This window comes from Kinneretia sp. DJ1R-11 (assembly GCF_025717595.1).
Taxonomy (GTDB): domain Bacteria; phylum Pseudomonadota; class Gammaproteobacteria; order Burkholderiales; family Burkholderiaceae_C; genus Paucibacter_A.
The window spans coordinates 54,205-76,753 of sequence record NZ_JAJIRR010000016.1 but is presented as its reverse complement, the minus strand read 5'-3'; the positions used below and the strand labels follow the sequence as shown (position 1 = coordinate 76,753).

General features: G+C 64.4%; 17 protein-coding genes and 4 tRNA genes. 12 read left to right on the top strand and 9 right to left on the bottom strand.

Annotated features, from left to right (window positions below):
- Window positions 1-2 precede the first annotated feature (2 nt).
- The 3 genes from LNV23_RS21170 to smc all read right to left on the bottom strand — a co-directional run bounded on the left by LNV23_RS21170 (window position 3) and on the right by smc (window position 7,433).
- Window positions 3-2,807 carry a putative bifunctional diguanylate cyclase/phosphodiesterase gene (locus tag LNV23_RS21170; RefSeq protein ID WP_263564808.1) on the bottom strand — a complete coding sequence of 935 codons (2,805 nt, stop codon included), beginning with the start codon at window positions 2,805-2,807 and terminating at the stop codon, window positions 3-5.
- Between the two features lie 61 nt (window positions 2,808-2,868).
- A complete protein-coding gene (locus LNV23_RS21165; RefSeq protein WP_263564807.1) occupies window positions 2,869-3,918 on the bottom strand; it encodes a cell division protein ZipA C-terminal FtsZ-binding domain-containing protein in 1,050 nt (349 codons plus the stop codon).
- Between the two features lie 2 nt (window positions 3,919-3,920).
- Window positions 3,921-7,433: a chromosome segregation protein SMC gene (gene smc / locus LNV23_RS21160; protein ID WP_263564806.1), complete on the bottom strand. Its 3,513-nt coding sequence runs from the start codon at window positions 7,431-7,433 to the stop codon at window positions 3,921-3,923.
- Between the two features lie 353 nt (window positions 7,434-7,786).
- Here smc and queF point away from each other — a divergent pair, with 353 nt between their 5' ends.
- The 9 genes from queF to LNV23_RS21115 all read left to right on the top strand — a co-directional run bounded on the left by queF (window position 7,787) and on the right by LNV23_RS21115 (window position 18,157).
- Window positions 7,787-8,218 carry a preQ(1) synthase gene (gene queF / locus LNV23_RS21155; RefSeq protein ID WP_263520195.1) on the top strand — a complete coding sequence of 144 codons (432 nt, stop codon included), beginning with the start codon at window positions 7,787-7,789 and terminating at the stop codon, window positions 8,216-8,218.
- 38 nt (window positions 8,219-8,256) lie between these two features.
- On the top strand, window positions 8,257-8,682 hold the full coding sequence (locus LNV23_RS21150; protein WP_263564805.1) for an SET domain-containing protein: 426 nt from the start codon (window positions 8,257-8,259) through the stop codon (window positions 8,680-8,682).
- Window positions 8,683-8,708: 26 nt separating this feature from the next.
- Entirely contained in the window at window positions 8,709-9,965 is a 1,257-nt protein-coding gene (dapC, locus tag LNV23_RS21145; protein ID WP_263564804.1) for a succinyldiaminopimelate transaminase, read from the top strand.
- 29 nt (window positions 9,966-9,994) lie between these two features.
- Window positions 9,995-10,819 carry a 2,3,4,5-tetrahydropyridine-2,6-dicarboxylate N-succinyltransferase gene (dapD, locus tag LNV23_RS21140; RefSeq protein WP_263564803.1) on the top strand — a complete coding sequence of 275 codons (825 nt, stop codon included), beginning with the start codon at window positions 9,995-9,997 and terminating at the stop codon, window positions 10,817-10,819.
- 76 nt (window positions 10,820-10,895) lie between these two features.
- Window positions 10,896-12,050, top strand: coding sequence for a PilT/PilU family type 4a pilus ATPase (locus tag LNV23_RS21135; protein ID WP_263564802.1), 1,155 nt, complete (start codon window positions 10,896-10,898; stop codon window positions 12,048-12,050).
- A 63-nt stretch (window positions 12,051-12,113) separates the two neighbouring features.
- Complete coding sequence (gene dapE / locus LNV23_RS21130) at window positions 12,114-13,262, top strand: succinyl-diaminopimelate desuccinylase (RefSeq protein WP_263564801.1); 1,149 nt, start codon at window positions 12,114-12,116, stop codon at window positions 13,260-13,262.
- Window positions 13,263-13,479: 217 nt separating this feature from the next.
- Complete coding sequence (locus LNV23_RS21125) at window positions 13,480-15,177, top strand: aspartyl protease family protein (protein WP_263564800.1); 1,698 nt, start codon at window positions 13,480-13,482, stop codon at window positions 15,175-15,177.
- A gap of 74 nt (window positions 15,178-15,251) precedes the next feature.
- The gene (prmB, locus tag LNV23_RS21120) at window positions 15,252-16,169 is read left to right on the top strand and encodes a 50S ribosomal protein L3 N(5)-glutamine methyltransferase (RefSeq protein ID WP_263564799.1); all 918 of its coding nucleotides are present in this window, start codon (window positions 15,252-15,254) and stop codon (window positions 16,167-16,169) included.
- Window positions 16,166-18,157, top strand: a complete 1,992-nt coding sequence (locus tag LNV23_RS21115; protein WP_263564798.1) for an ABC-F family ATP-binding cassette domain-containing protein — start codon at window positions 16,166-16,168, stop codon at window positions 18,155-18,157. The genes prmB and LNV23_RS21115 overlap by 4 nt, the downstream gene beginning before the upstream one ends.
- A 96-nt stretch (window positions 18,158-18,253) precedes the next feature.
- Here LNV23_RS21115 and LNV23_RS21110 read toward each other — a convergent pair whose 3' ends face one another.
- The gene (locus tag LNV23_RS21110; protein ID WP_263564858.1) at window positions 18,254-18,610 is read right to left on the bottom strand and encodes a DUF1304 domain-containing protein; all 357 of its coding nucleotides are present in this window, start codon (window positions 18,608-18,610) and stop codon (window positions 18,254-18,256) included.
- Window positions 18,611-18,720: 110 nt separating this feature from the next.
- Here LNV23_RS21110 and LNV23_RS21105 point away from each other — a divergent pair, with 110 nt between their 5' ends.
- A complete protein-coding gene (locus LNV23_RS21105) occupies window positions 18,721-19,227 on the top strand; it encodes a MarR family winged helix-turn-helix transcriptional regulator (protein ID WP_263564797.1) in 507 nt (168 codons plus the stop codon).
- Between the two features lie 16 nt (window positions 19,228-19,243).
- The gene (locus LNV23_RS21100; protein WP_263564796.1) at window positions 19,244-19,669 is read left to right on the top strand and encodes an organic hydroperoxide resistance protein; all 426 of its coding nucleotides are present in this window, start codon (window positions 19,244-19,246) and stop codon (window positions 19,667-19,669) included.
- 21 nt (window positions 19,670-19,690) lie between these two features.
- Here LNV23_RS21100 and LNV23_RS21095 read toward each other — a convergent pair whose 3' ends face one another.
- Window positions 19,691-20,641 (bottom strand): asparaginase, encoded by a 951-nt coding sequence (locus tag LNV23_RS21095; RefSeq protein WP_263564795.1) that lies wholly within the window; start codon window positions 20,639-20,641, stop codon window positions 19,691-19,693.
- Window positions 20,642-20,757: 116 nt separating this feature from the next.
- On the opposite strand from LNV23_RS21095, the gene lexA reads away from it, so the two are divergent.
- A complete protein-coding gene (gene lexA / locus LNV23_RS21090) occupies window positions 20,758-21,522 on the top strand; it encodes a transcriptional repressor LexA (RefSeq protein WP_411910610.1) in 765 nt (254 codons plus the stop codon).
- A gap of 394 nt (window positions 21,523-21,916) precedes the next feature.
- Here lexA and LNV23_RS21085 read toward each other — a convergent pair.
- The 4 genes from LNV23_RS21085 to LNV23_RS21070 form a co-directional block, all read right to left on the bottom strand.
- A tRNA-Asp gene (locus LNV23_RS21085) sits at window positions 21,917-21,993 on the bottom strand.
- An 88-nt stretch (window positions 21,994-22,081) separates the two neighbouring features.
- A tRNA-Glu gene (locus LNV23_RS21080) sits at window positions 22,082-22,157 on the bottom strand.
- A gap of 57 nt (window positions 22,158-22,214) precedes the next feature.
- Window positions 22,215-22,290 (bottom strand) — tRNA-Ala (locus LNV23_RS21075).
- A 156-nt stretch (window positions 22,291-22,446) separates the two neighbouring features.
- Window positions 22,447-22,523 (bottom strand) — tRNA-Asp (locus LNV23_RS21070).
- Window positions 22,524-22,549: the final 26 nt, after the last annotated feature.

The window sequence follows — 22,549 nt, the reverse complement described above, 5'->3', positions numbered from 1 at the left end:
GTCTAGCCGCTGACTACCAATGAGGTCTGGGCCTGACGCAGCATCTCGCTGGCCTGCGCCGCTGGCACTGGGCGTGCATAGACATAACCTTGCATCAGGTCGCAACCCCAGTCGCGCAGGCAGGCCTCCTGCGACAGGTCCTCCACGCCTTCAGCCACCACGGTCAAGCCCAGGCTGTGGCTGAGCTGGATCAAGGCCTGAACGATGGCAGCATCCTCGCTGCGACGCATCAGGTCGGTGATGAAAGAGCGGTCGATCTTCAGCCGGTTGATCGGAAATCGGCGCAGATAGGCCAAGCTCGAGTAGCCGGTGCCGAAATCGTCGATGGCCAGGTGCAGGCCGAGCGCGCGCAGGGCATGGAGCTGTGCAGTCGACCCATCGGCTTCATCCATGACGGCGCCCTCGGTGATCTCCAACTCCATCTGCCCCGGGTTGACGCCGCTGCTTTGCAAGGTCTGGCGGACCATGTCCATGAACTCGGGGTGCTGGAATTGGCGCGGCGAGATGTTGACCGCCACCATGGGCTCGCCCAGGCCGGCCTCCTGCCAGGCGCGGGCTTGGGCGCAGGCTTGCTGTAGCACCCAGCGGCCTATGGGCACGATCAGACCCGAGGCCTCGGCCAAGGGGATGAAGCGGTCGGGTGGAATCAGGCCATCGACGCTGCGCCAGCGCAGCAAGGCCTCGAAGCCGCTCAGGCGCCGGTCGCTGAGCCGGCACTGGGCCTGATAGTGCAACTCGAACTCTCCCCTCTCCAAAGCCTGCGATAGGCGAGTCTCCATCAGCAGGCGTTCGTGCTGGTGCGACATCAGGCCCTCCGAGAACACCACCGCGCGGGTGCCCGCTTGTTCACGGGCCCGGTGGCTGGCGAACTGGATGGCCCGGGCGATATCGGCCGGCGTGCGGCCGTCCTTGGGGTACTCGGCAGCGCCGATGCTGAGCGTGACGGTCAATTGCTGCTGGTTGATGCAAAAACTCGGTGCGATCGCTTCAGTCAACTCTAGCAAGAATGACTCAAGCCCGACCTGCTCGCTGTTGCCCCGGCAGATCACACCGAAGGACAGGCCGTCTAGGCGGTACAGGGTGCCACCGCGGCGCAAGACCACCGCCTCCAAACGCTCGCCGACCTGACAGAGCAATGCGTCGCCGAGCACATGGCCGAGGCTGCCCATGATCAGACCAAAGCGCTTGATGCCGATGCCCAGCCCGACAAAACTGCTGTCCTGGAGTGCTTCCGTATCCCGTTCGATGGCACGGCGGTTCGGCAGCCCGGTGACTCGGTCATGCAGACTGACGAACTCGAGTTCGGCATTCTTGCTGCGCAGGTCGGTGTTGGCGCGGCGCACGCGCAGATAGAGCCACGCCGTCAAGACCACGCCCAGGCCCAGGGTGCCGGCCAGCCCCAAGCTCAATAGACGTTCACTGCGCTGGCGCTCCATGCCGCTGCGGAGCAAGGCCGTCTGATGCGCCAGCTGCTCGCGTTCGCGCTGCTGCGCGGCCTGGCTGAACTGCTGTTGCAGGTCGAGCACCGTGCCGAGCTTGTCCTTGCGCACCAGTTCGGATTCCAAGGCCAGGGCTTCGCGCAAGTGGCGCAATGCGCCTGACGGATCGCCGACACGTTCCAGCAGCTGGCCGTAGCGATTGAGCTCTTGCAGGAGCTCCACGTTCTTGCCACGCTGGCGCAGCCAGGCCAACCCCTGTTCGGCCGATTTACGACCTTGGGCATGCCGCCGTAACCCGTGCCAGGCCATGCCTTGGTTGATGGATGCGAGCGCCGAGGCCTCGGAGTCGCGCTGCAGCGCGGCCAGTTGCAGGCCACGCGCGGCCGCTCGACTGGCTTGCTCGAAGTTGCCCGCGCTCAGATAGAGGCCACTGAGTTGCTGCAGCACGCGGAGCTGGGAGCCGAGCCAGCGTGGGCCACCAGCTTGCGGGTTGACTTCGGGGTCTTCGCCCTTGACATGGCGCTGCGCGATGTAGGCAAGCTCTTGGCCGCGCTGCGCCGCCTTGCTTGCTGCGGCCGCATCTCCCGCATGCAAGGCTGCCTGAGCCTCGATCAGGCTGGCAGCAAGCATCAGCGAGGGCACCTCGGCGGCTGCGGCGAGGCCGAAAGCCCGAGCTGCGTCCAAGCGCGCGCCGACCACATCACCCATGGCCAGCTTCACAGGGGCAAGGGCTACAAAAGCCTGGGCTCGGCGGCGACGATTGCCCTGTGCCGCCGCAGCGGCATCGGCGGCCTCGAAATGGGCGCGTCCAAGGTCCAAGCGCCCCAGGAAAGACGCCAGGTCGCCGGCCGTCATGAAGACCCAGTAACGCAGTGCAGCATCATCACTGGTCTCGATCAGCGGCAGAGTGGCGTCGATCCAGCCGTAGGCGGCGTCAATGCGGCCGCTGAACTGCAGCATGGTTGCGCGCAGTGCGTACGCCGAAGCCAGAGCCAGTGGCAGGCGCTCACGCTCGCCCAAGATCAGCAATTCAGCGATCGCGGCCTCGGCCACGGTCACTTTGTCGAGAGCAGCGTGCACATAGCCCCAGGCGGCCAAGAACACGCGCAAATCGTCTCCGCCCGAGGCCCGCGCTGCCGCTTCCACAGGCGTCAACCGCCGCAGCAGCTCCGGCATGTCGTCGCCGAAACGAGCTTCGATGTTGTTGACCTGCTGGGCAATCGGCCCGTCAGCGATGGCGGCTGAGGCCGGCTTGGCGCCTGCTGGGTCGAGAGACAGGGCGGAGCCGCCCGCAAAAAGCAGGGGGCAGAGCAGCAGGCATCGGCGCAGCCAACGGCGCACCGTGGGAACAAGTCGCGCGCGGGGCATAGCCCCCTTCTTCGGCGCGGGCGCCCGCGACTTGAGCTCGGCCTGCGCCTGCGCGCTGCCCTCAGCTGAAAAGGCGTCGCGCAGCCAGGCTGCCGGCCGCCAGATCGCGCGAGGCCAGGGCACGGTACAGGGTGCTGAGCTCCTGGCCGATGCTGGCGAAAGCATGCAGGTTGAGGATCTGGGCGCGGTCGTCGCAAACATCGGCCTCGATATCGCGGGCCAGGCCGCGGGCGGCCTCCTGCCAGCTGGCGAAGGGCTCCAGGGCCTCGGGCGTTTGCGGCACATCCAGCGACAGAGACAGCTCACGCAAGGAGGACTGCTGCGGATCTTCGGCCAAGGCGGCCTGAGGATCGAAACTCAAGGACAAAATCGGCGGCGCGCCCTCCTCGGCCGCCGGTAGCACCAGGCGCCCGGGCATGGCGCCCGGTACAAAACCGTGGCGCAAGGCCATCTGCTGTACATAACCAAGGGTCCAGGCGGCATTGCGGGCACGCAGGACCACGGCCAGCTGGGCGTCATGGGCGCTGGCAAACTGGTCCAGCTCGCGGGCCCGGCCGACCACGTCGAGCATGTCGGGGAACTGGACAAAAGCACCGACACCATCGGCAAAGCCTTGCACCTTCTGCACGAACTCCGAATACTCGATCTCATTCATGGCGCCGTTGCGGTTGGCCATCTGCACACCGGCCTGGAATTCGCCGTAGCGCTGGCCGGCCAGGGGCAGCTCCCATTCGCCGCTCTCGGCATTCAAGCCCTCGATATGAAAAGGCTTGGTGCCGGCACGCCGGCTACCGGGCAGCTGCGAACTCGCCATCTCGCCGCTGATCGGTGTGTCCAGGGTGATGGTGGCGATGGCGTCGATCAGCGCGTCGATGCGGGCCGAGGGCTTGCGCGCGACGCGGCCGACCGCGGGCATGGTTTCGTCAAGCGAAGCCGGCGGGCCGCCGGCGTCGCCGTCCAGACCGGGCTCCAGGCGCTGGCCGTCCATCACCGGCTCCATCTGCGGGTCCGCGCGGCGCGGCCCAGCCTTGCGGGCGCTCCAGGCACCATGGCCGACCACGCCGGCCAGCACCAGGCCACCGAGCACGGCCAGCATTTCGGTCAGGCTCATGCTCATGCTTCCGCCAGCGCAAGCGCCTTGTCCATGTCCACCGCCACGATGCGCGACACGCCCTGCTCCTGCATCGTCACCCCAATCAGTTGTTCAGCCATTTCCATTGCAATCTTGTTGTGCGAGATGAAGAGGAACTGCGTCCCGCTGCTCATCTCGGCCACCAGTTTGGCGTAGCGTTCGGTATTGGCGTCGTCCAGCGGCGCATCGACCTCGTCCAGCAGGCAGAACGGCGCCGGGTTGAGCTGGAAGATCGCGAACACCAAGGCAATCGCCGTCAGCGCCTTCTCACCGCCCGAGAGCAGGTGGATGGTGCTGTTCTTCTTGCCCGGCGGCTGGGCCATGACCTGCACGCCGGCGTCGAGGATTTCATCGCCCGTCATCACCAGCTTGGCTTGGCCGCCGCCGAACAGGGTCGGGAACATGCGGCCGAAATGCAGATTGACCTGGTCGAAGGTGGCGCCTAGCAGATCGCGGGTTTCCAGATCGATCTTGTGGATCGCATCTTCCAAGGTCTTCATGGCGGACATCAGATCGGCGCATTGGGAATCGAGGAAGGTCTTGCGTTCGCGCGCCGAAGTCAGCTCCTCCAGGGCGGCCAGGTTGACGGCGCCCAGGGCAGCGATCTCCCGGTTGATGCGGTCGATCTCGCCCTGCAGACCGTAAAGCTTGACCTGACCTTGCTCGATGCTCAGTGCCAGAGCCTCCAGGTCGACCGCGCCGGCAAGCAACTGCTCCATGTATTGCGCGCCGCCGAGCTGGGCTGCCTGCTCTTCCAGCTGAAGCTTGGTGATGCGGTCGCGCAGCGGGTCCAGGCTGCGCTCGAAGGTCAGGCGCTGCTCGTCGGCCTTGCGCAGGCGCAGGCTGAGGTCGTCGTAGCTGCTGCGCACGGCGGCCAGGGCTTGCTCGCGCTCCATCTTGAGGGCCAGTGCATCCTGCAGGCCGGCTTGCGCGGCGGCATCGTTGAGCGTGTCCATCTCGCGCTGCAGGCTCTCGGCCGAAGCGCTGTTGGTCTGCACCTGCTGCTGCGCGGTCTCGATGGCACGCTGCAACTCGCCCCGGCGCGAGGCCAGGGCGCGGGCGCTGTACTGCGCTTCCTGCGCACGCCGCTCCAGCGCGCGCAGCTGCTCTCGCGCCTCGCCCATGCGGCGCTCGGCCAGTATCACCGCATCGTCGAGTTCGGCATGGCGCTCTTGCGTGGTGGCCAATTGCATGTCCAGCTCTTCGAAGCGAGCCTCGCCGGTGACGCGGCGCTCCTGCAACTCTTCGGCCTGGGCGTCGATCTCGCCCAGCTCGCCCTCGAGCTGGCCTCGGCGTGCGCTGGCCGCTTCGCTCTGCTGGCTCAGGCGCAAGAACTCGACATGCAGCTGATGGGCGCGGTTCTGCGCCTCGCCGGCCTCACGGCGCAGGTTCAGCAAGCGCTGCGAGCCTTCGGTGTAGCCAGCCTCAGCGCGCACCAGGGCGCTCTTGGCCTCTTCGGCAATCAGGGTCTGGGCGCGCAGCTCCAGCTGCAGGTGTTCGATTTCCTGTGCACGGGCCAGCATGCCGGCCTGCTCGGAATCGGGCGCGTAAAAGCTGACTGCGAACTGGCTCACTGCGTGGCCGGCCGGCGTCATGATCAGCTCGCCATGGCTCAAGCGGGCGCGCTGGGCCAGGGCTTCTTCCAAGCTGGCTGCCGTGTAGACGCCTTCCAGCCAGTCATTGAGCAGGGCTTTCAGGCCGGCATCGTCCAAGCGCAGCAGATCGCTGAGCCGCGCCAGGGTTTCATGGGTGTTGGCAATGGCCGAGGGCGGCGGTGAATAAAACGCCAGACGGGCCGGCGGCGCATCGGCCGCAAAGGCCTGCACGGTCTCAAGGCGGCCGACCTGCAGCGCGCTCATGCGCTCGCGCAGCGCCGCCTCCAGGGCATTCTCCCAACCCGCTTGAATATGGAGTTTGGTCCACAGTCCTTGCAGGCCGTCCAGGCCATGCTTGACCAGCCAGGGCTTGAGCTTGCCCTCGGTCTGCACCTTCTCTTGAAGAGCGCGCAAGGCATCGAGTCGGGCCGAGAGCTCGGACTGGCGGCGGCCCTGCGCATTGGCGTCGGCCTGGGCGTGGCGGCGCTGCTCGTCCAGCAGTGGCACCTGCTCCTGCAGCTCATGCAGACGGGCATCGGCCATGTCGCGGGTCTCGTCGGCCGCTTCGCTCTGTTGCTTGAGCTCGCCCAGGCGCTCGGCATCGGGCACCGTCAGGCCTTGGCGTTCGGCAGCCAGGCGCTCGCGGCGGGTGCGCAGCTGGCGGGCTTGCTCTTCGATGCTGCGGCTCTCGGCCGCCAACACCTGGATTTGCTGCTGCACCTGCACGACCAGGGCGCGCTGCTCATTGGCCCGGCCCTGGGCGGCGCGCACTGCGTCTTCGCCATTGGGCAGATTGGCGGCCTGCTCCTCGGCCTGGGCGGCCAGGATCTCGCTTTGCTCCTCGGCCGTGGCGATCTGCTCGGCAATGGTCTCCAGCTCGTCCTGAGCTTGGACCGAACGCTCCTGCCACTGGGTGTTCTGGGCCTGCAGCTCGATCAGGCGGGCCTCGACCCGCTGGCGGCCCTCGACCACATAGCGGATGCGCTCTTCCAGGCGGCTGACTTCCAGCTGCGCCTCGGCATAACGGCCTTGTGAAGCGTGCAGTTCGTCGCCAGCGGCGTAATGGGCTTGGCGCACGGTCTCCAGCTCCGCCTCGACCTGGCGCAGTTCCGCCATGCGCGATTCCAAGGCGTTGACGGCCTCCAAATGCTCGGTCTTGACCCGGCCTTGCTCGGAGGTGGCGTCGCGGTGCTTGAGAAACCAAAGCTGGTGCAGCTTGAGCGTGCCGGCATCTTGCAAGGCGCGGTAGCTGGCCGCCACCTCGGCCTGCTTTTCGAGCTTCTCGAGGTTGTTGTTGAGCTCGCGCAGGATGTCGTCGACACGAGTCAGGTTTTCGCGTGTGTCCTTGAGCCGGTTTTCGGTCTCACGGCGGCGTTCCTTGTACTTGGAGACGCCGGCCGCCTCCTCCAGGAACATGCGCATCTCTTCCGGCTTGGATTCGATGATGCGGCTGATGGTGCCCTGGCCGATGATGGCGTAGGCACGCGGCCCCAAGCCCGTGCCCAGAAACACGTCCTGCACATCGCGGCGGCGCACCGGCTGGTTGTTGATGAAGTAGCTGGAGGTGCCATCACGGGTCAGCACGCGCTTGACAGCGATCTCGGCGAACTGGTTCCACTGGCCACCGGCGCGACCGTCCTCGTTGCTGAAGACCAACTCCACGCTGGCACGACTGGCCGGCTTGCGGTTGCCCGAGCCGTTGAAGATCACGTCCTGCATGGACTCGCCGCGCAGCTCGGAGGCCTTGCTCTCGCCCAGCACCCAGCGGACCGCGTCCATGATGTTGGACTTGCCGCAGCCATTGGGCCCGACCACGCCGACCAGCTGCCCGGGCAGCTGGAACACCGTCGGATCGGCGAAGGACTTGAAGCCCGAGAGCTTGATCGAGTTCAGACGCATGGGCGCAAGACCATTCTCACCCGGCGGGCGGCACCCAAGGCGCCTGCCACCGAGCCTCCTAAGCTGTTGATTTATTTGAACAAAAGCCCATAAATCGGGGGCTTGAGCGGGCCTGGATGATACCATCGGGCCCTCCCCATCTTTTGGCATGTCGTCGCGTCTTTCCGACGCGGTGATCGCCCCGCATTGACTCCATGGCCAAGTCCACCCCCACCACGTCTGCCACTGCCCCCGCCACCCGTCGAAAGACTGCCGCGCCCGCTGTCCTCCCCGCCGAGGCCTACAAGGCCCCGATCAAATCGGCCGCCAAGGTCAGCAAGGCTGCCCCCAAGGCGACGCCCAAAATGCGCGAAATGCCGCCCAACCCGCCCTCGGCACCGAGCAAAGAGCTGCACGTCTTCCCCAACCCGGCCCCCGAGCGTGACTATGTGATCCAGTTCCAGGTGCCGGAGTTCACCTGCCACTGCCCGCTGACCGGCCAGCCTGACTTCGCGCACTTCACCATCGACATGATCGCGGACCAGTACTGCGTCGAGCTGAAGAGCCTGAAGATGTACTTCTGGAGCTACCGCGACGAGGGCGCCTTCCACGAGAAGGTGACCAACACCATTTTGGAAGACATCGTCAAGGTCACCAACCCACGCTTCATCCGCATCACCGCCAAGTGGTATGTGCGCGGCGGCATCTACACCAATGTGGTGGTCGAGCACCGCAAAAAGGGCTGGAAGCAAGAGCCGCGCGTGGACCTGCCGGCCCACGGCTTCGAATCCGGCCTGCTGCGCTGAAGCGCGCGTGATCCCGCCTGCTTGAGCGTCTCGCCGCCTTGGCCCTCGCCTCGCACCCGGCCTACCAACTGATCGAAGTCACGGTGCGGCGCAGCCGCATCGATGGCTTTGGCGTGTTTGCGGCCGAGCCTGTGCCCACGGGCGCCAAGATTGGCGCGCTCACCGGCGAGGCCATCAGCGTGACCGAGGCCCGGCGGCGCGCCCAGGGCCGCCAGCGCATCATGCTGGTGGAGTTGTCCAGCAGCCGCGCGGTGGACGCCACCCGCTCCAGCGACCCCATGCGCTTCACCAACCACAGCTGCCGGCCCAATGCCCGGATCGCGGTGGAAGACGACGCCATCGAGTTCTTCGCCCTGCAGGAGATTGCCGTGGGCGAAGAAATCACCGTGGCCTACGGCGCCACCCACCACGAAGGCAGGCTTGCCTGTCGCTGTAGCCAGCCAGGGTGCCTGGGCTGGCTATGATGCCGGCGATTCCCCCACCCGCTGTCATGAACGCTGTTGCCGCCTCTTCCGTGCCCCACAACCCGCTGCTGGACAAGCTGCACCCCTATCCTTTCGAGCGTCTGCGGGCCCTGAACGCGGGCATCACGCCAAGTGCGGCCTACCGGCCCATCAGCCTCGGCATCGGCGAGCCCAAGCATCCGGCGCCCAAGCTGATCGAAGACGCGCTGATGGCCAGCCTCAAGGGCTTGTCGGGCTACCCGGCCACGGCCGGCGAGCCGGCGCTGCGCGAAGCCATCTGTGCCTGGCTGCAGCGCCGCTACGGCCTTAGCCTCAATCCGGCCACCCAGGTGCTGCCGGTCAATGGCTCGCGCGAAGCGCTGTTCGCCCTTGCGCAAACCGTGATCGACCCCAGCCGCGCCGGCGCCACCGTGGTTTGCCCGAATCCCTTCTACCAAATCTACGAAGGCGCCGCCCTGCTGGCCGGCGCGCAGACCGCCTTTGCCAACAGCGACCCGGCCAAAAACTTCGCCGCCGACTGGTCACAGATCGACGAGGCCACCTGGGCCCGCACCCAGCTGCTCTACGTCTGCTCGCCCGGCAACCCGACCGGCGCGGTCATGCCACTGGACGAATGGCGCATGCTCTTCGAGCTCAGCGATCGCCATGGCTTTGTGATCGCCTCGGACGAGTGCTACTCGGAGATCTACTTCCGCGAGGCAGCGCCACTGGGCGGGCTGGAAGCCGCCGCCCGCCTGGGTCGCGAGGATTTCAAGAACCTGATCGCCTTCACCAGCTTGTCAAAACGCAGCAATGTGCCGGGCATGCGCTCGGGCTTTGTCGCCGGGGACGCGGCCTTGCTGAAGAAGTTTCTGCTTTACCGTACCTACCACGGCAGCGCCATGAGCCCCATTGTGCAAGCCGCCAGCGTGGCCGCCTGGAACGACGAAGCCCATGTGGTCGAGAACCGCGCGCAATACCGCGCCAAGTTCGCCGCCGTCACGCCGCTGCTGGCGGCGCATATGGACGTGGCCCTGCCCGATGCGGGCTTCTACCTCTGGTGCGGCGTGCCGTGCCACATCCACGGCGGCGATGACATCGCCTTCGCTCAAGGCCTGCTGGCTCAATACAATGTGGCGGTGCTGCCGGGCAGCCTGCTGGCGCGGGAGGCCCACGGCGTGAACCCCGGCGCCGGTCGCATCCGGCTGGCCCTGGTGGCCGAAAGCGCGGAATGCCTTGAAGCGGCCCAGCGCATCGTCGCCTACATCGAGTCCTTCTCCTCCTCTTCTTCCCTTTCCTCCTGACTGGCACCCGCTGCCGCGAGCTTTCACTCATGACACAAGCCCATCTGCAATCGACCATCGAACTGGCCTGGGACAACCGCGCCAACATCACGGCCGCCAACGCCCCCGAAGTGCGCGAGGCCGTGGAGCATGTGCTGGCCGATCTGGACGCCGGCCGCCTGCGCGTGGCCGAGCGCCAAGCCGTGGGCCAGTGGACCGTGCACCAGTGGGTCAAGAAAGCCGTGCTGCTGTCTTTCCGCCTGAACGACAACCGCCTGATGGGCGCCGGCGACATGAGCTTCTTCGACAAGGTGCCGACCAAGTTCGGCGGCCTGAGCGAAGACGCGATTCGCGCCATGGGCGTGCGCGTGGTGCCGCCCGCCGTGGCGCGCCGCGGCAGCTTCCTGGCCAAGAACGTGATCCTCATGCCCAGCTACGTCAACATCGGCGCCTACGTCGATGAAGGCACCATGGTGGACACCTGGGCGACGGTCGGCAGCTGCGCCCAGATCGGCAAGAACGTGCACCTGAGCGGCGGCGTCGGCATCGGCGGCGTGCTCGAGCCCCTGCAGGCCAACCCCACCATCATCGAAGACAACTGCTTCATCGGCGCCCGCTCGGAAGTGGTGGAAGGTGTGATCGTGGAGGAAAACTCCGTCATCTCCATGGGCGTCTACATCGGCCAGAGCACACCGATCTATGACCGCGAAACCGACACCGTCAGCTACGGCCGCGTGCCCGCCGGCTCGGTCGTGATCAGCGGCAGCCTGCCCAAGAACGAAGGCAAGTACAGCCTCTACGCCGCCATCATCGTCAAGAAAGTCGACGCTGGCACCCGCGCCAAGACCAGCATCAACGACCTGTTGCGCGCCTGAGCGCAGCACCGCACCGCCCTGGCTGAAACTGGGGCGCATCGAGCGGCTTGAAGACCAAAAACAGGGAGACAGCACGATGAGTGGAAACATGGAACGCATCCTGCGGCTGATGGCCGAGAAGGGTGCGTCCGACGCTTACCTGTCGGCCAAGATGCCGGTGCTCATCCGCCTGAACGGGCAGATCGTGCAGCTGTCTGATCAATTGCTCGGGCCCATGCAGCCGCGCCAGCTGATTGCCGAGGTGGTCGAGCCGGCGCAGATGGCCGAGCTGGACCAGAACGGCGAGCTGAACATGGCCGTGGCCATTCCCGGCGTGGGCAGCTTCCGGCTCTCGGGCTTTCGCCAGCGCGGCACCATCGCCGCGGTGTTCCGCCACATTCCACACATCATCCCCTCGCTGGAGCAGCTGAACCTGCCGCCCATACTGGGCAAGCTGGTGCAGGAAAAGCGCGGCCTGATCCTGATGGTGGGCGCCACCGGCACCGGCAAGAGCACGACTCTCGCCTCCATGCTGGAGCTGCGCAACCAGACCATGGCCGGCCACATCCTGACCATCGAGGACCCGCTGGAGTACCTGTTCAGCAACAAGCGCTCGGTGGTCAACCAGCGCGAAGTCGGCCGCGACACTGCATCTCTGCAGGTGGCGCTGAAAAACGCGCTGCGTCAGTCGCCGGACTGCATCCTGATCGGCGAAATCCGTGACCGCGAAACCATGACCGCGGCGATTTCCTACGCCCTGTCCGGCCACCTGGTGCTGGCCACGCTGCACGGAAATAACACATATCACGCGCTGAACCGCATCTTGTCCTTCTACACGCCGGAGTCACGCCCGGCCTTGCTGAACGACTTGGCCGCTGGCCTGAAATCCATCATCTCGCAACGCCTGGTCCGCGCCACAGCCGGCGGCCGCATTCCGGTGATCGAGATCATGCTGAACACCAAACTGATCGGTGAGTTCATCGAGAACGGCGACTTTGGTGGCGTCAAGGAGGCCATGGAGAAGTCCATTGCCGAGGGCTCTCAGAGTTATGAAGAGCATTTCGCCCAGCTGATCAAGGACGGCGTCATCACCCGCGATGAAGGCCTGGCCTTCGCCGACTCGCCAACCAATCTGCTCTGGCGTTTGCAAAACGACGAGCCGGGTGCCAACAAGCAAGCGGCGATCAAGGAAGAGGCAGCCAGTGACGAGGCCAGCTTCACCGAAATCACCTTGGACGTGCGCGGCGACTGAAACGCCTCCCTTCGCTGCGCCTTGGCGCGGCCCGATTTCCCCCTGTTGCCCATCCACTGTCCCATGTCCGACACCCTTGCCCTGCTGGAAGCGCTGGTCGCCCGCCCCTCCGTCACGCCCGATGACGCCGGTTGCCTGGAATTGATCGGCACGCGCCTGTCCGCCCTGGGCTTCGAACTGCAACGCATGGACAGCGGGCCCGAGTCCTTCCGGGTCAGCAACCTCTGGGCCATCAAGCGCGGTCGCGATGCCGAAGGCCCCGTCTTGATGTTCGCCGGTCACACCGATGTGGTGCCGCCGGGGCGCCTGGACGCCTGGACCTCCGACCCCTTCGTACCCAGCTATCGCGAGGGCCGAATCTACGGCCGCGGCGTTGCTGATATGAAGGGCTCGCTGGCCGCCATGGTGGTGGCCGCAGAGGAGTTCGTGCGCGCCCAGCCCGAACACAGCGGCAGTCTGGCCTTTTTGCTGACCAGCGACGAGGAAGGCCCCTCGGTCGACGGCACCAAGGTCTGCTGCGAGCAACTCAAGGCACAGGGGCAGCGCCTGGACTTCTGCATTGTCGGCGAACCGACCTCGGTGGAGCAGGTCGGCGACATGATCAAGAACGGCCGCCGGGGCACGCTCTCGGGCAAGCTCAAGGTCAAGGGCGTGCAAGGTCATGTGGCCTACCCGCAGCTGGCGCGCAACCCGGTGCATCAGGCGGCTGCGGCCATCGCCGAGCTGGCTGCGGCACGCTGGGACGAGGGCAACGACTACTTCCCGGCCACCACCTTCCAGATCTCCAACATCCACGCTGGTACTGGCGCCACCAACGTCATCCCTGGTGACATGGTGGTGGATTTCAACTTCCGCTTCTCGACCGAGTCGACGCCGGAAGGGCTCAAGGCCCGCGTGCAATCGCTGCTTGCCCGCCATGGCCTGGAGTACGCACTCGATTGGACCCTGGGCGGCGAACCTTTCCTGACCCCGGTGGGCACACTGAGCGAGGCCGTCTGTGCCGCCATCGAAGCCGAGACCGGCTACCAAACGCAGCTGTCCACCACCGGCGGCACCTCGGATGGTCGTTTCATCGCCAAGATCTGCCCTCAGGTGATCGAGTTCGGCCCCATCAACGCCAGCATTCACAAAGTCGACGAATACCTCCCGGCCGACAACCTCGATCCCTTGAAGAACATCTACCGCCGCACGCTGGAGCTGCTGCTGACATGACATAAAGTGCAGCCTCAACGGGCTGCCGAGCGCACAAAGGAAGCGCAGCAGCCCGATTCAAAAAAACGGGAGGAGCTGCAAGATGGGTAAATTGCAACAAGCGCGGTGCGGGCGCCGATATGCATCGGCTGCATTGTGTGCACTGGGCCTTTGGTCTGTCGGAGTCCATGAAACTCAGGCCGCCTGCAAGGTGAATGGCCTGGAGATGCCGGTCACGATGAAAGGCACACGCGCCGTGGCCACCTTGGGCATCAATGGGCAGGACATTCCGCTCATCGTCGACAGTGGTGCCTTCTACAGCTCCCTGAACCATGCCGCGGCCCAGCAGCTGAAGATGAAGGTTCGCAGCCTGCCCTGGGGCATGGAAGTCAACGGAATTGCCGGCCGAGATGAGCACGCCGGCGTCACCACCGCCGAACGCCTCAGCTTGATGGGTGGGGAGCTGCCCAACATCGACTTCCTGGTCGGTGGCAACGACGATCACAACGGAACAATGGGCTTGCTGGGCCGCAACATCCTGTCGGTGGCCGACACCGAATACGACCTCGCGCACGGTGTGGTCAGGCTGATGTTCCCCAACGAAGATTGCGCCAAAAGCCCCATGGCCTACTGGGCCGGCGAGGCGCCCTTCTCGGAGATCGAGCTGCTGCGCAACGATCGTGAGAAGAAAACCCCCGCCATCGAAACCATCGCCTTGATCAACGGCAAACGCCTGCGCGTGCTCCTGGACACCGGCGCGCGCACGGTGATGTCGCTCAAAGCGGCCAAGAGCGTCGGGGTGACGGATCTGAAACCGACCGGCCGAGTCGGCGGCGTCGGCCAAGGCACAGTGGCCGGCTGGAGCGGCGCGATCGAGCGCTTCGAGCTGGGCGGCGAGGTGGTACACAACGTCCGCCTGAGCGTGGCCGACTTTGACCTGCGCGAGATCGACATGCTGTTGGGAGTCGATTTCTTCCTCTCGCACCGCATTTATGTGTCCAAGAAGCAGCGACGCATGTACTTCACCTACAACGGCGGCCAGGTGTTCGCACTGAGCAAACCCGAGCCCAAGCCAGACAGTACCGAGGCCAGCGCCAACAGCCTGCCCGAACTGGGCTCCGAAGCCACAGCCGCGTCCTATGCCCGACGCGGCGCCGCCTCCATGGCACGCAAGGACTTCAAGGCGGCGTTGGCCGACCTGGACCGCGCCTGCGAGATGGAGCCTCAAGGTGCAGACCACCTCGTGATTCGAGCCGAACTTCATCAGCGCATGCGCCAGCCCCAACTGGCCCTGAAGGACCTCAATGCAGCCCTGGCCGCCAAGCCCACGCACGCCGAGGCTCGCCTTCGCCGTGCCATGCTGCGCGCCGATCCTGGCAAGCCGGAAGCGGCGCTCCAGGATCTGGAGGAACTTGACCGCAGCCTGCCCTCGCAAGCACCACAGCGCTTGCAAATGGCTCAGGTCTTCGAGCGACTGCAGCGCCTGCCGGAGGTACTGACGCAGTTGGACCACTGGATCGCCGCCAACCCGCACGATTTGGCCTTGGCGGGCACCCTGAACCAGCGCTGCTGGGCGCGGACCCTGCTCAACAGCGAACTCAAGCGTGCGCTCGAGGACTGCAATCGCGCCATCGATCTCGATTCTGAGCAAGGCAGCTACCACGACAGCCGAGGTTGGTTGCGCCTGCGGCAAGGTGAGTGGCGCAAGGCGCAGGCCGACTTTGATCGCGCACTGTCCCTGGATTCCAAGATCGCCTGGTCCAAATACGGGCGCGGCATTGCACGCAGCAAGCTCGGCGACGGCAACGGCAGCCAGGCCGATCTCGAAGCGGCGCGCAAGCAAAGACCCAGCATCGATGCAGAGGCAGCTCGCCACGGACTGGCGGCGGAAACCACTGAAGGGGCCGACGCAAGGCCCGGCAGCACGACGCCCTAGGCCCGGGGGTGCGCGGGGTGCCGGGAGTGAGTCGGCATCGGCGACAATCACGCCCTGCCCTTCACCGAGCCCCCATGAATTTACTGAACTGCATCGAGGCCCAAGCCGCCCGCCTTTCCGAGGCGGGCGTTTCATTTGGCCACGGCACGGCCGTGGCCTTCGACGAGGCCGCCTGGCTGGCGCTCTGGGCCTTGGGGCTGCCACTGGACCAGCTGGACGAGCATGAAGCCCAGGAACTGAGCGCCGAGCAACAAGCTCGAATTGCCGAGCTGATCGAGCAACGCATCGCGACGCGCAAGCCCGCCGCCTACCTGACCCGCGAGGCCTGGCTGCAAGGCGTGCCCTTCTACGTGGACGAACGTGCCATCGTGCCACGCAGCTTCATCGCCGAACTGATCGCCGACGCCAGCATCGACTCTTGGCTCTCCGGGCAGACCACCGAGGTGCTGGACCTGTGTACGGGCAATGGCTCGCTGGCCGTGCTGGCCGCCATGGCCTGGCCCGAGGTGCAGGTGGACGGACTGGACCTGAGCGCTGAAGCCCTGGAAGTCGCGCGCATCAATGTCGACAAGCATGGGCTGCAAGCCCGCATCCGCTTGATACAAGGCGACGGCCTGGCACCGGCGATCGCAGCCGGCCGCCGCTACGACCTGATTCTTTGCAACCCGCCCTATGTCAACAGCCAGGCCATGTCGACCCTGCCAGCCGAGTACCGCGCCGAGCCCGAGTTGGCCCTGGCCGGCGGCATCGATGGCATGGACTTCATACGCCGGCTGCTGGCCGACGCGCCGGCTGTGCTCAAACCCCATGGCGTGCTCTTGCTGGAGATCGGCAATGAGCGGCCGTTTTTCGAAGCGGCCTTCCCCGAGTTGGAAACCGCCTGGATGGAAACCTCCTCGGGAGCCGACCAGGTGCTGCTGATCACTGAAGAATCACTGAATATGAACGCCAACAAGAACAACAACGACAACCAGGGCCTGACCACATCATGATCACGCTGCGCAATATCACGCTGCGACGCGGCACCAAGGTCGTGCTCGATGACGCCAGCGTTCTCCTGCAGCCGGGCGAGAAAGTCGGCCTGGTGGGGCGCAACGGCGCCGGCAAGTCCAGCCTCTTTGCCCTGCTGACTGACCGCCTGCAAAGCGACAAAGGCGAAGTGGACATCCCGCGCCAATGGGCCGTGGGCGAAGTAGCGCAAAACATGCCGGAGACCGACATGCCGGCCACCGAGTTCGTGCTCGAAGGCGATGTCCGCCTGATGGCAGCACGCAAGGCCCTGGCCGACGCGGAAGCTGCCGAAGACGGTCACGCCATGGCCGACGCTCACGCCCTGCTGATGGACGCCGGCGCCTTCGATGCCAAGCCGCGCGCGCAAGCCCTGTTGATGGGTCTGGGTTTCAAGGGCGAGCAGGTGGATGCCCCGGTGAACAGCTTTTCGGGCGGCTGGCGCATGCGCTTGCAACTGGCCCGCGCCCTGATGTGCCCGGCCGAGCTGATGCTGCTGGACGAGCCGACCAACCACTTGGACTTGGACGCCCTGGTCTGGCTGGAGGCTTGGCTGCAGCGCTACGACGGCACCCTGATCATCATCAGCCATGATCGTGAGTTCCTGGACGCCATCACCAAAGTCACCTTGCATCTGGACGAAGCCAAGCTGCACCGCTATGGCGGAAATTACACCGCCTTCGAGTCGATGCGCGCCGAACGCATGGAGCAGCAACAAGCCGCGTTTGGCAAGCAGCAGGACCGCATCGCCCACTTGCAGAAGTTCATCGACCGCTTCAAAGCCAAGGCCAGCAAGGCCAAGCAGGCGCAAAGCCGGGTCAAGGCGCTGGAGCGCATGGAGCGCCTCGCACCGGTGCTGGCCTCGGCTGACTTCAACTTCGAGTTCAAGGAGCCGGTCAGCCTGCCCAACCCCATGCTCATGTTCGATGACGTGGCTTGCGGCTACGAAGTGGACGGCGTCGAGAACATCATCGTACGCGGCATCGACCGCTCGGTGCTGGCCGGCCAGCGCATCGGCATCCTGGGCGCCAACGGCCAGGGCAAGTCCACCGTGGTCAAGACCGTGGCCCGCATGCAGCGCGCCATGGGCGGCAAGATCACCGAGGGCAAGGGCCTGACCATCGGCTACTTTGCCCAGCAGGAAATGGACGTGCTGCGGCCCGAGGAAGGCCCGCTCTCTCACATGGTGCGCCTGGCCAAGGAAGTGAGCCCGCAGGCGCGCGAACAAGAGCTGCGCGACTTCCTGGGCCAGTTCCGCTTTGTCGGCGACATGGTCAACCAGCAAGTGGGCAGCCTCTCGGGCGGCGAGAAAGCACGCCTGGTACTGGCCATGCTGGTCTGGCAGCGCCCCAATCTTCTGCTGCTGGACGAGCCTACCAACCACCTGGACCTGAACACCCGTGAGGCGCTGTCCATGGCGCTCAACGAGTTTGAAGGCACCGTCATGCTGGTCAGCCACGACCGGGCCCTGCTGCGCGAGGTCTGCGATGAATTCTGGCTGGTCACCAAGGGCGCGGTATCACCGTTCGACGGCGACCTGGACGATTACCAGCGCTGGCTGCTCGACCAGTCCAAGGAAGCTGCCAAGGCGGCCAAGGAAGCTGCCAAAGCCATGGCCAAGGCCGGCAAATCCACGGTGGCGCCAGCACCTGCGCCCGTGGCGGCCGTGGTCACACCAGCCCCTGCCCCGGCCGCGCGCGAAGACCGCAAGCTCAGTGGCCAGGCGAGGCAGAAGCTAGCCGACCAGACCCGGCCCTTGCGCAAAGAGATGGACGCCATCGACGCCAAATTGAACAAACTCGCCGACGAGCGCACGGCCCTGGAGGCGCAGTTGGCGGCGGGCTCGGCCACGCCGAGTCAAATCGTCGAAGCGGGCAAGCGCCTCAAAGGCATTCACGATGAGCTTGAAAGCGCCGAGCTTCGATGGTTGGAACTGAGTGCCCAGGTGGACGCGATTCACGCGGCAGCTTGATCCTCACAACGCGAAACAAAGCGCTGCTGTCAGGCACGACTTGACGCAAAAAGGGCCCGAGAACTTCGGGCCCTTTTTTCTTGCCATCTCTGGCGCTCAGGCTAGCATGACCAAGGCAGCAGCAGCCGCCGCGGGAACGGCCTGCACGAACAGGATCTTCTTGCCTACTGTGGCCGCGCCGTACACACCCGCAACCACCACGCAGGCCAGGAAGAACAACTGCGTGGGCACACCGTCGGAGCCCTGCAGCAGACCCCAAACCAAGCCCGCGCTCAGGAATCCGTTGTACAGACCTTGATTGGCCGCCAAGGTCTTGCTTGCCTCGGCAAACTCGGGCGTCAGACGGAACACCCGCCGGCCCAAAGGCTTGGTCCAGAAAAACATCTCCAGCACCAGGAAGTACAGGTGCAAGGCGGCCACCAGGGCCACCAACACATTGGCCAAAAGGCTCATTGACATGTCGTGCTCTCTTTCATCGTCAGCTCAGACCTGCGGCGCCGAAGGGCTGCCGCGAATACCCACATAAATTGCGCGCAATTAAATTGCGAACTACATTATTACCCATGCCAAGCAAGACCAAGCACAACAGCGATGTACCGCAATCAGCCGACAAGCCCGTGGACTGGCTCCGCCTGGACCGGCAACTGTGCTTCGCGCTTTACGCCAGCTCGCTGGCCATGACCAAGCTCTACAAGCCCCTGCTGGAACCACTGGGCCTGACCTATCCGCAATACCTGGTGATGTTGGTACTTTGGGAACAAGACGGCATCAGCGTTTCCACCCTGGGCGAGCGCCTGTCGCTCGATTCCGGGACGCTTACACCCCTGCTCAAACGCATGGAAGCCGCGAGTCTGCTGAAACGCCAACGGGCGGCTCAAGATGAACGTCGCGTCGACATCGTGCTGACACCGACCGGCCTCAGCCTCAAGGCTCGGGCCCTCGCCATCCCTCCGCAACTGGCCTGCGCCGCCGCCTGCTCACTGGAAGAACTGAGTTCCCTGACCCGACGTCTGCACGAGCTGCGCCAGCAGCTGGCGGACGCCGACATTCCTCCCGCCACCTCTGTTTGATAGGAAGAACTGCATCATGTCCATCGAAAAAGTCCTCTACACCGCCCGCGCCACCTCCACCGGCGGCCGTCAAGGCACATCCTCGAGCTCGGATGGCGCGCTGAGCGTACAGCTCTCCACGCCCAAGGAACTGGGCGGCGCCGGTGGCCCCGGCACCAACCCGGAGCAGCTCTTTGCGGCCGGCTACTCGGCCTGCTTCATCGGCGCACTCAAGCATGTGGCCATGATGAAGAAGATCGCCCTGCCGGCCGAGGTGTCCATCACAGCCGATGTCGGCATCGGCCCCATCCCCGCCGGTTTTGGCATCCAGGTGGCACTGAACATCTCAGTGCCCGGCGTGGACCGCAGCGTGGCCCAGGACCTGGTAGACGCAGCCCATCAGGTCTGCCCATACTCGAACGCCACCCGCGGCAATATCGACGTCACGCTGACCCTGGCCTGAGTCCGAAGCTTGGGGCGCGGTTCAGCGCTGCGCGGGGTTTGAGATCAAGTCCAGCAGCAGAGCGATCCGCGCCTTCACCGGGCTCAGCGCGCCCGCGCTGGGCAAGGCCTCGGTTGACGCCGTGACTGGCCCGGCATCACAGCGCGTGCTCCGCAGCACGCGCACGCCTTGTGCCTGGGCCTCCCGCAGCGCAGCCTCAAGCGACTGAGAAAGACTGCCATTGCCGGTGCCGGCGACCACCAGCCCATCCACACCGTGCGCCAACAAGGCCCGAACCACCAAGCCATCGGCGCCGACGTGGTTGAACACGATCTGCACATGCGGCCAAGCCGAAGCTGGCCGTCGCAAAAGAGCGAGCTCAAACGCCGGGCCTGCATCGCGCTGCGGGCGGGCCGCGAACCAGCGCACGACGCCCTCCTCTACCGCAGCCAAACGCGCCCCATCAGCGGACGAGAACGCATCCACCCGGTAGCTGTGGACCTTGCGCACCTGTTCGGCGGAATAAATGCTGCCGGCAAACACCACAAAAACACCCGGCGCTGAACCCTCAGCCGCCAGCGTCACCGCATCGAGCAAGTTCTGAGGCCCATCGGTTTGCAAGGCCGTGGCCGGCCGCATCGCTGCCGTGATCACCACCGGCTTGCCCGGCGCCAATACGCGCTGCAGGAAATAAGCCGTCTCCTCCAGCGTGTCCGTGCCATGAGTGATCACAATCCCTGCCACCTCGGGCCGGGCCAGATGGGCCGCCACCCGTTCGGCCAACAACTGCCAGGTGGCGAAATCCATATCCTTGCTGTCCAGCTGCGCCACTTGCTCAGCCTCCAAAAGGCGCTGCGCGAGAGGAGGAATTGCGGCAATCAACTGGCCTACGCCGAGCTGTGCGGCCTGGTAACCGACATTGTCCGAGGCATCGCTGGCCGTACCGGCAATGGTTCCACCGGTCCCGAGAATCACCACCAAGCCTGAATTCACTGCTGAAACTGGCTCATTCACTGCATTTGAGTCTTGCTTGCTTTGCAATTTTAGATTTCCTGGATGAAAATACAGTCACTGGATAAATATTCAGGCACTCAAGTTCCAAGCAGAGGATGACCACCGTGGAAGACAGCCCGAAACTCACCGCGCGCCAACAGCAGATCCTCGATCTGGTGCGAGCCGCCATCGAACGCACCGGCGCTCCACCCACCCGGGCCGAAATCGCCGCCGAACTTGGCTTCCGCTCCGCCAATGCGGCCGAAGAACACCTGCAAGCGCTGGCTCGCAAAGGCGCCATCGAACTGGTTGGCGGCACTTCGCGTGGCATTCGCCTGAAGTCTGACACATTGAGAGCGCTCAACTCGGCACGCGATGCCCGCGAATCACAAGAAGCACGCGAGTTTCAGGCCGGATATGCGCGCGGCCGAGCCGCGCCACGCGGCAGTGAACATCAACAATTTGACCTGCCGCTGGCCAGCCTCGCACAACTGAACCTCCCCTTGGTTGGGCGTGTTGCAGCGGGTCACCCCATCCTCGCGCAAGAACATATCGAACAAAGCTACGCCGTCGAGGCAAGCATGTTCTCCAAGAAGCCCGATTTCTTGCTCAAAGTGAAAGGCATGAGCATGAAAGACATCGGCATCATGGATGGCGACCTTTTGGCCGTGCAAAAGGCATCAGAAGCCAAGAACGGTCAGATCGTGGTGGCCCGGATTGGTGATGAAGTGACCGTCAAACGCTTCAAGCGCGGTCGCAGCGGCATCGAACTGCTGCCGGAGAACACAGAGTTCGAATCCATCCAGGTGGCTGCGGACGACGAAAGCTTCGCCATCGAGGGTCTGGCTGTGGGCTTGATTCGCAATCAAATGTTCAGTTGAGACTCAGATTCGGGAACTGAAGCAAGCTGAGTTCCGCCCGCTCGATTCAACCGAGCCGCGGGCGACACTTTGAAGCTGCAAACCTTAGTCTGCATAAGCAAAGAGCTCCTAGCGGGAGCTCTTGTTATTGGGTGCGACACGCTTGAGGCGACTTCAGAATAAATTCGGTCATTGGTGCTAAACATTCGGGCGTCGCGAATTCGTCTGAAGTTTTAACTCAGTAGCTATCCTTCAACGCTCAAGCGTGGACTCATCATCACTATTCACTTGCACGCATGGATATTGCACAGTACGCAACTGATATCAAACAGCAAATCGCCGAAACTGTGAAGCGAGTATCGTTCAGACAAGAAAAAACCCCGCAAACTCTCGTGTGCGGGGTTTATCTTTATGTTGGCGGAGTGGACGGGACTCGAACCCGCGACCCCCGGCGTGACAGGCCGGTATTCTAACCAACTGAACTACCACTCCAGATGAGCTACAACACCGAAACCGATATTGCGCTGCACCGAACAAGTTACGCAGCGCTGTTTCAAGCACTGCCAAGCCTTGTCAAACTTGGCGTCCCCTAGGGGATTCGAACCCCTGTAGTCACCGTGAAAGGGTGGTGTCCTAGGCCTCTAGACGAAGGGGACTGATCCTTCTTGCCTGATCACGTCCTGAATCGCGCGCCACTTCCAAACAGCGTTTGGTGGTGGAGGTAAGCGGGATCGAACCGCTGACCTCTTGCATGCCATGCAAGCGCTCTCCCAGCTGAGCTATACCCCCAGATCCTTGCGAACCTCGGTTGCCGCGCCATTCAAGCGTGTCAAACTTCAAAACAATCTTACAAATAACTGCGGCCAATTTCTTGGCCGCCTTTGAAACTCGTTTTACCGAATTTCTTCAACGCAAACAAAGAACCTACATTCTTTGCTTAAAAGCTGGCGGAGTGGACGGGACTCGAACCCGCGACCCCCGGCGTGACAGGCCGGTATTCTAACCAACTGAACTACCACTCCAGATGACGAATCAGATTATATACATA

What these genes read in the sequence shown, in the direction of transcription:
- LNV23_RS21165 (WP_263564807.1), bottom strand. Translation starts at nt 3,918, where the DNA reads ATGAGCCTGACCGAAATGCTGGCCGTGCTCGGTGGCCTGGTGCTGGCC.
- LNV23_RS21170 (WP_263564808.1), bottom strand. Translation starts at nt 2,807, where the DNA reads ATGCCCCGCGCGCGACTTGTTCCCACGGTGCGCCGTTGGCTGCGCCGA.
- LNV23_RS21125 (WP_263564800.1), top strand. Translation starts at nt 13,480, where the DNA reads ATGAAAGGCACACGCGCCGTGGCCACCTTGGGCATCAATGGGCAGGAC.
- LNV23_RS21105 (WP_263564797.1), top strand. Translation starts at nt 18,721, where the DNA reads ATGCCAAGCAAGACCAAGCACAACAGCGATGTACCGCAATCAGCCGAC.
- LNV23_RS21115 (WP_263564798.1), top strand. Translation starts at nt 16,166, where the DNA reads ATGATCACGCTGCGCAATATCACGCTGCGACGCGGCACCAAGGTCGTG.
- lexA (WP_411910610.1), top strand. Translation starts at nt 20,758, where the DNA reads ATGACCACCGTGGAAGACAGCCCGAAACTCACCGCGCGCCAACAGCAG.
- dapC (WP_263564804.1), top strand. Translation starts at nt 8,709, where the DNA reads ATGAACGCTGTTGCCGCCTCTTCCGTGCCCCACAACCCGCTGCTGGAC.
- smc (WP_263564806.1), bottom strand. Translation starts at nt 7,433, where the DNA reads ATGCGTCTGAACTCGATCAAGCTCTCGGGCTTCAAGTCCTTCGCCGAT.
- LNV23_RS21135 (WP_263564802.1), top strand. Translation starts at nt 10,896, where the DNA reads ATGAGTGGAAACATGGAACGCATCCTGCGGCTGATGGCCGAGAAGGGT.
- LNV23_RS21100 (WP_263564796.1), top strand. Translation starts at nt 19,244, where the DNA reads ATGTCCATCGAAAAAGTCCTCTACACCGCCCGCGCCACCTCCACCGGC.
- dapD (WP_263564803.1), top strand. Translation starts at nt 9,995, where the DNA reads ATGACACAAGCCCATCTGCAATCGACCATCGAACTGGCCTGGGACAAC.
- LNV23_RS21110 (WP_263564858.1), bottom strand. Translation starts at nt 18,610, where the DNA reads ATGAGCCTTTTGGCCAATGTGTTGGTGGCCCTGGTGGCCGCCTTGCAC.
- prmB (WP_263564799.1), top strand. Translation starts at nt 15,252, where the DNA reads ATGAATTTACTGAACTGCATCGAGGCCCAAGCCGCCCGCCTTTCCGAG.
- dapE (WP_263564801.1), top strand. Translation starts at nt 12,114, where the DNA reads ATGTCCGACACCCTTGCCCTGCTGGAAGCGCTGGTCGCCCGCCCCTCC.
- queF (WP_263520195.1), top strand. Translation starts at nt 7,787, where the DNA reads ATGCCGCCCAACCCGCCCTCGGCACCGAGCAAAGAGCTGCACGTCTTC.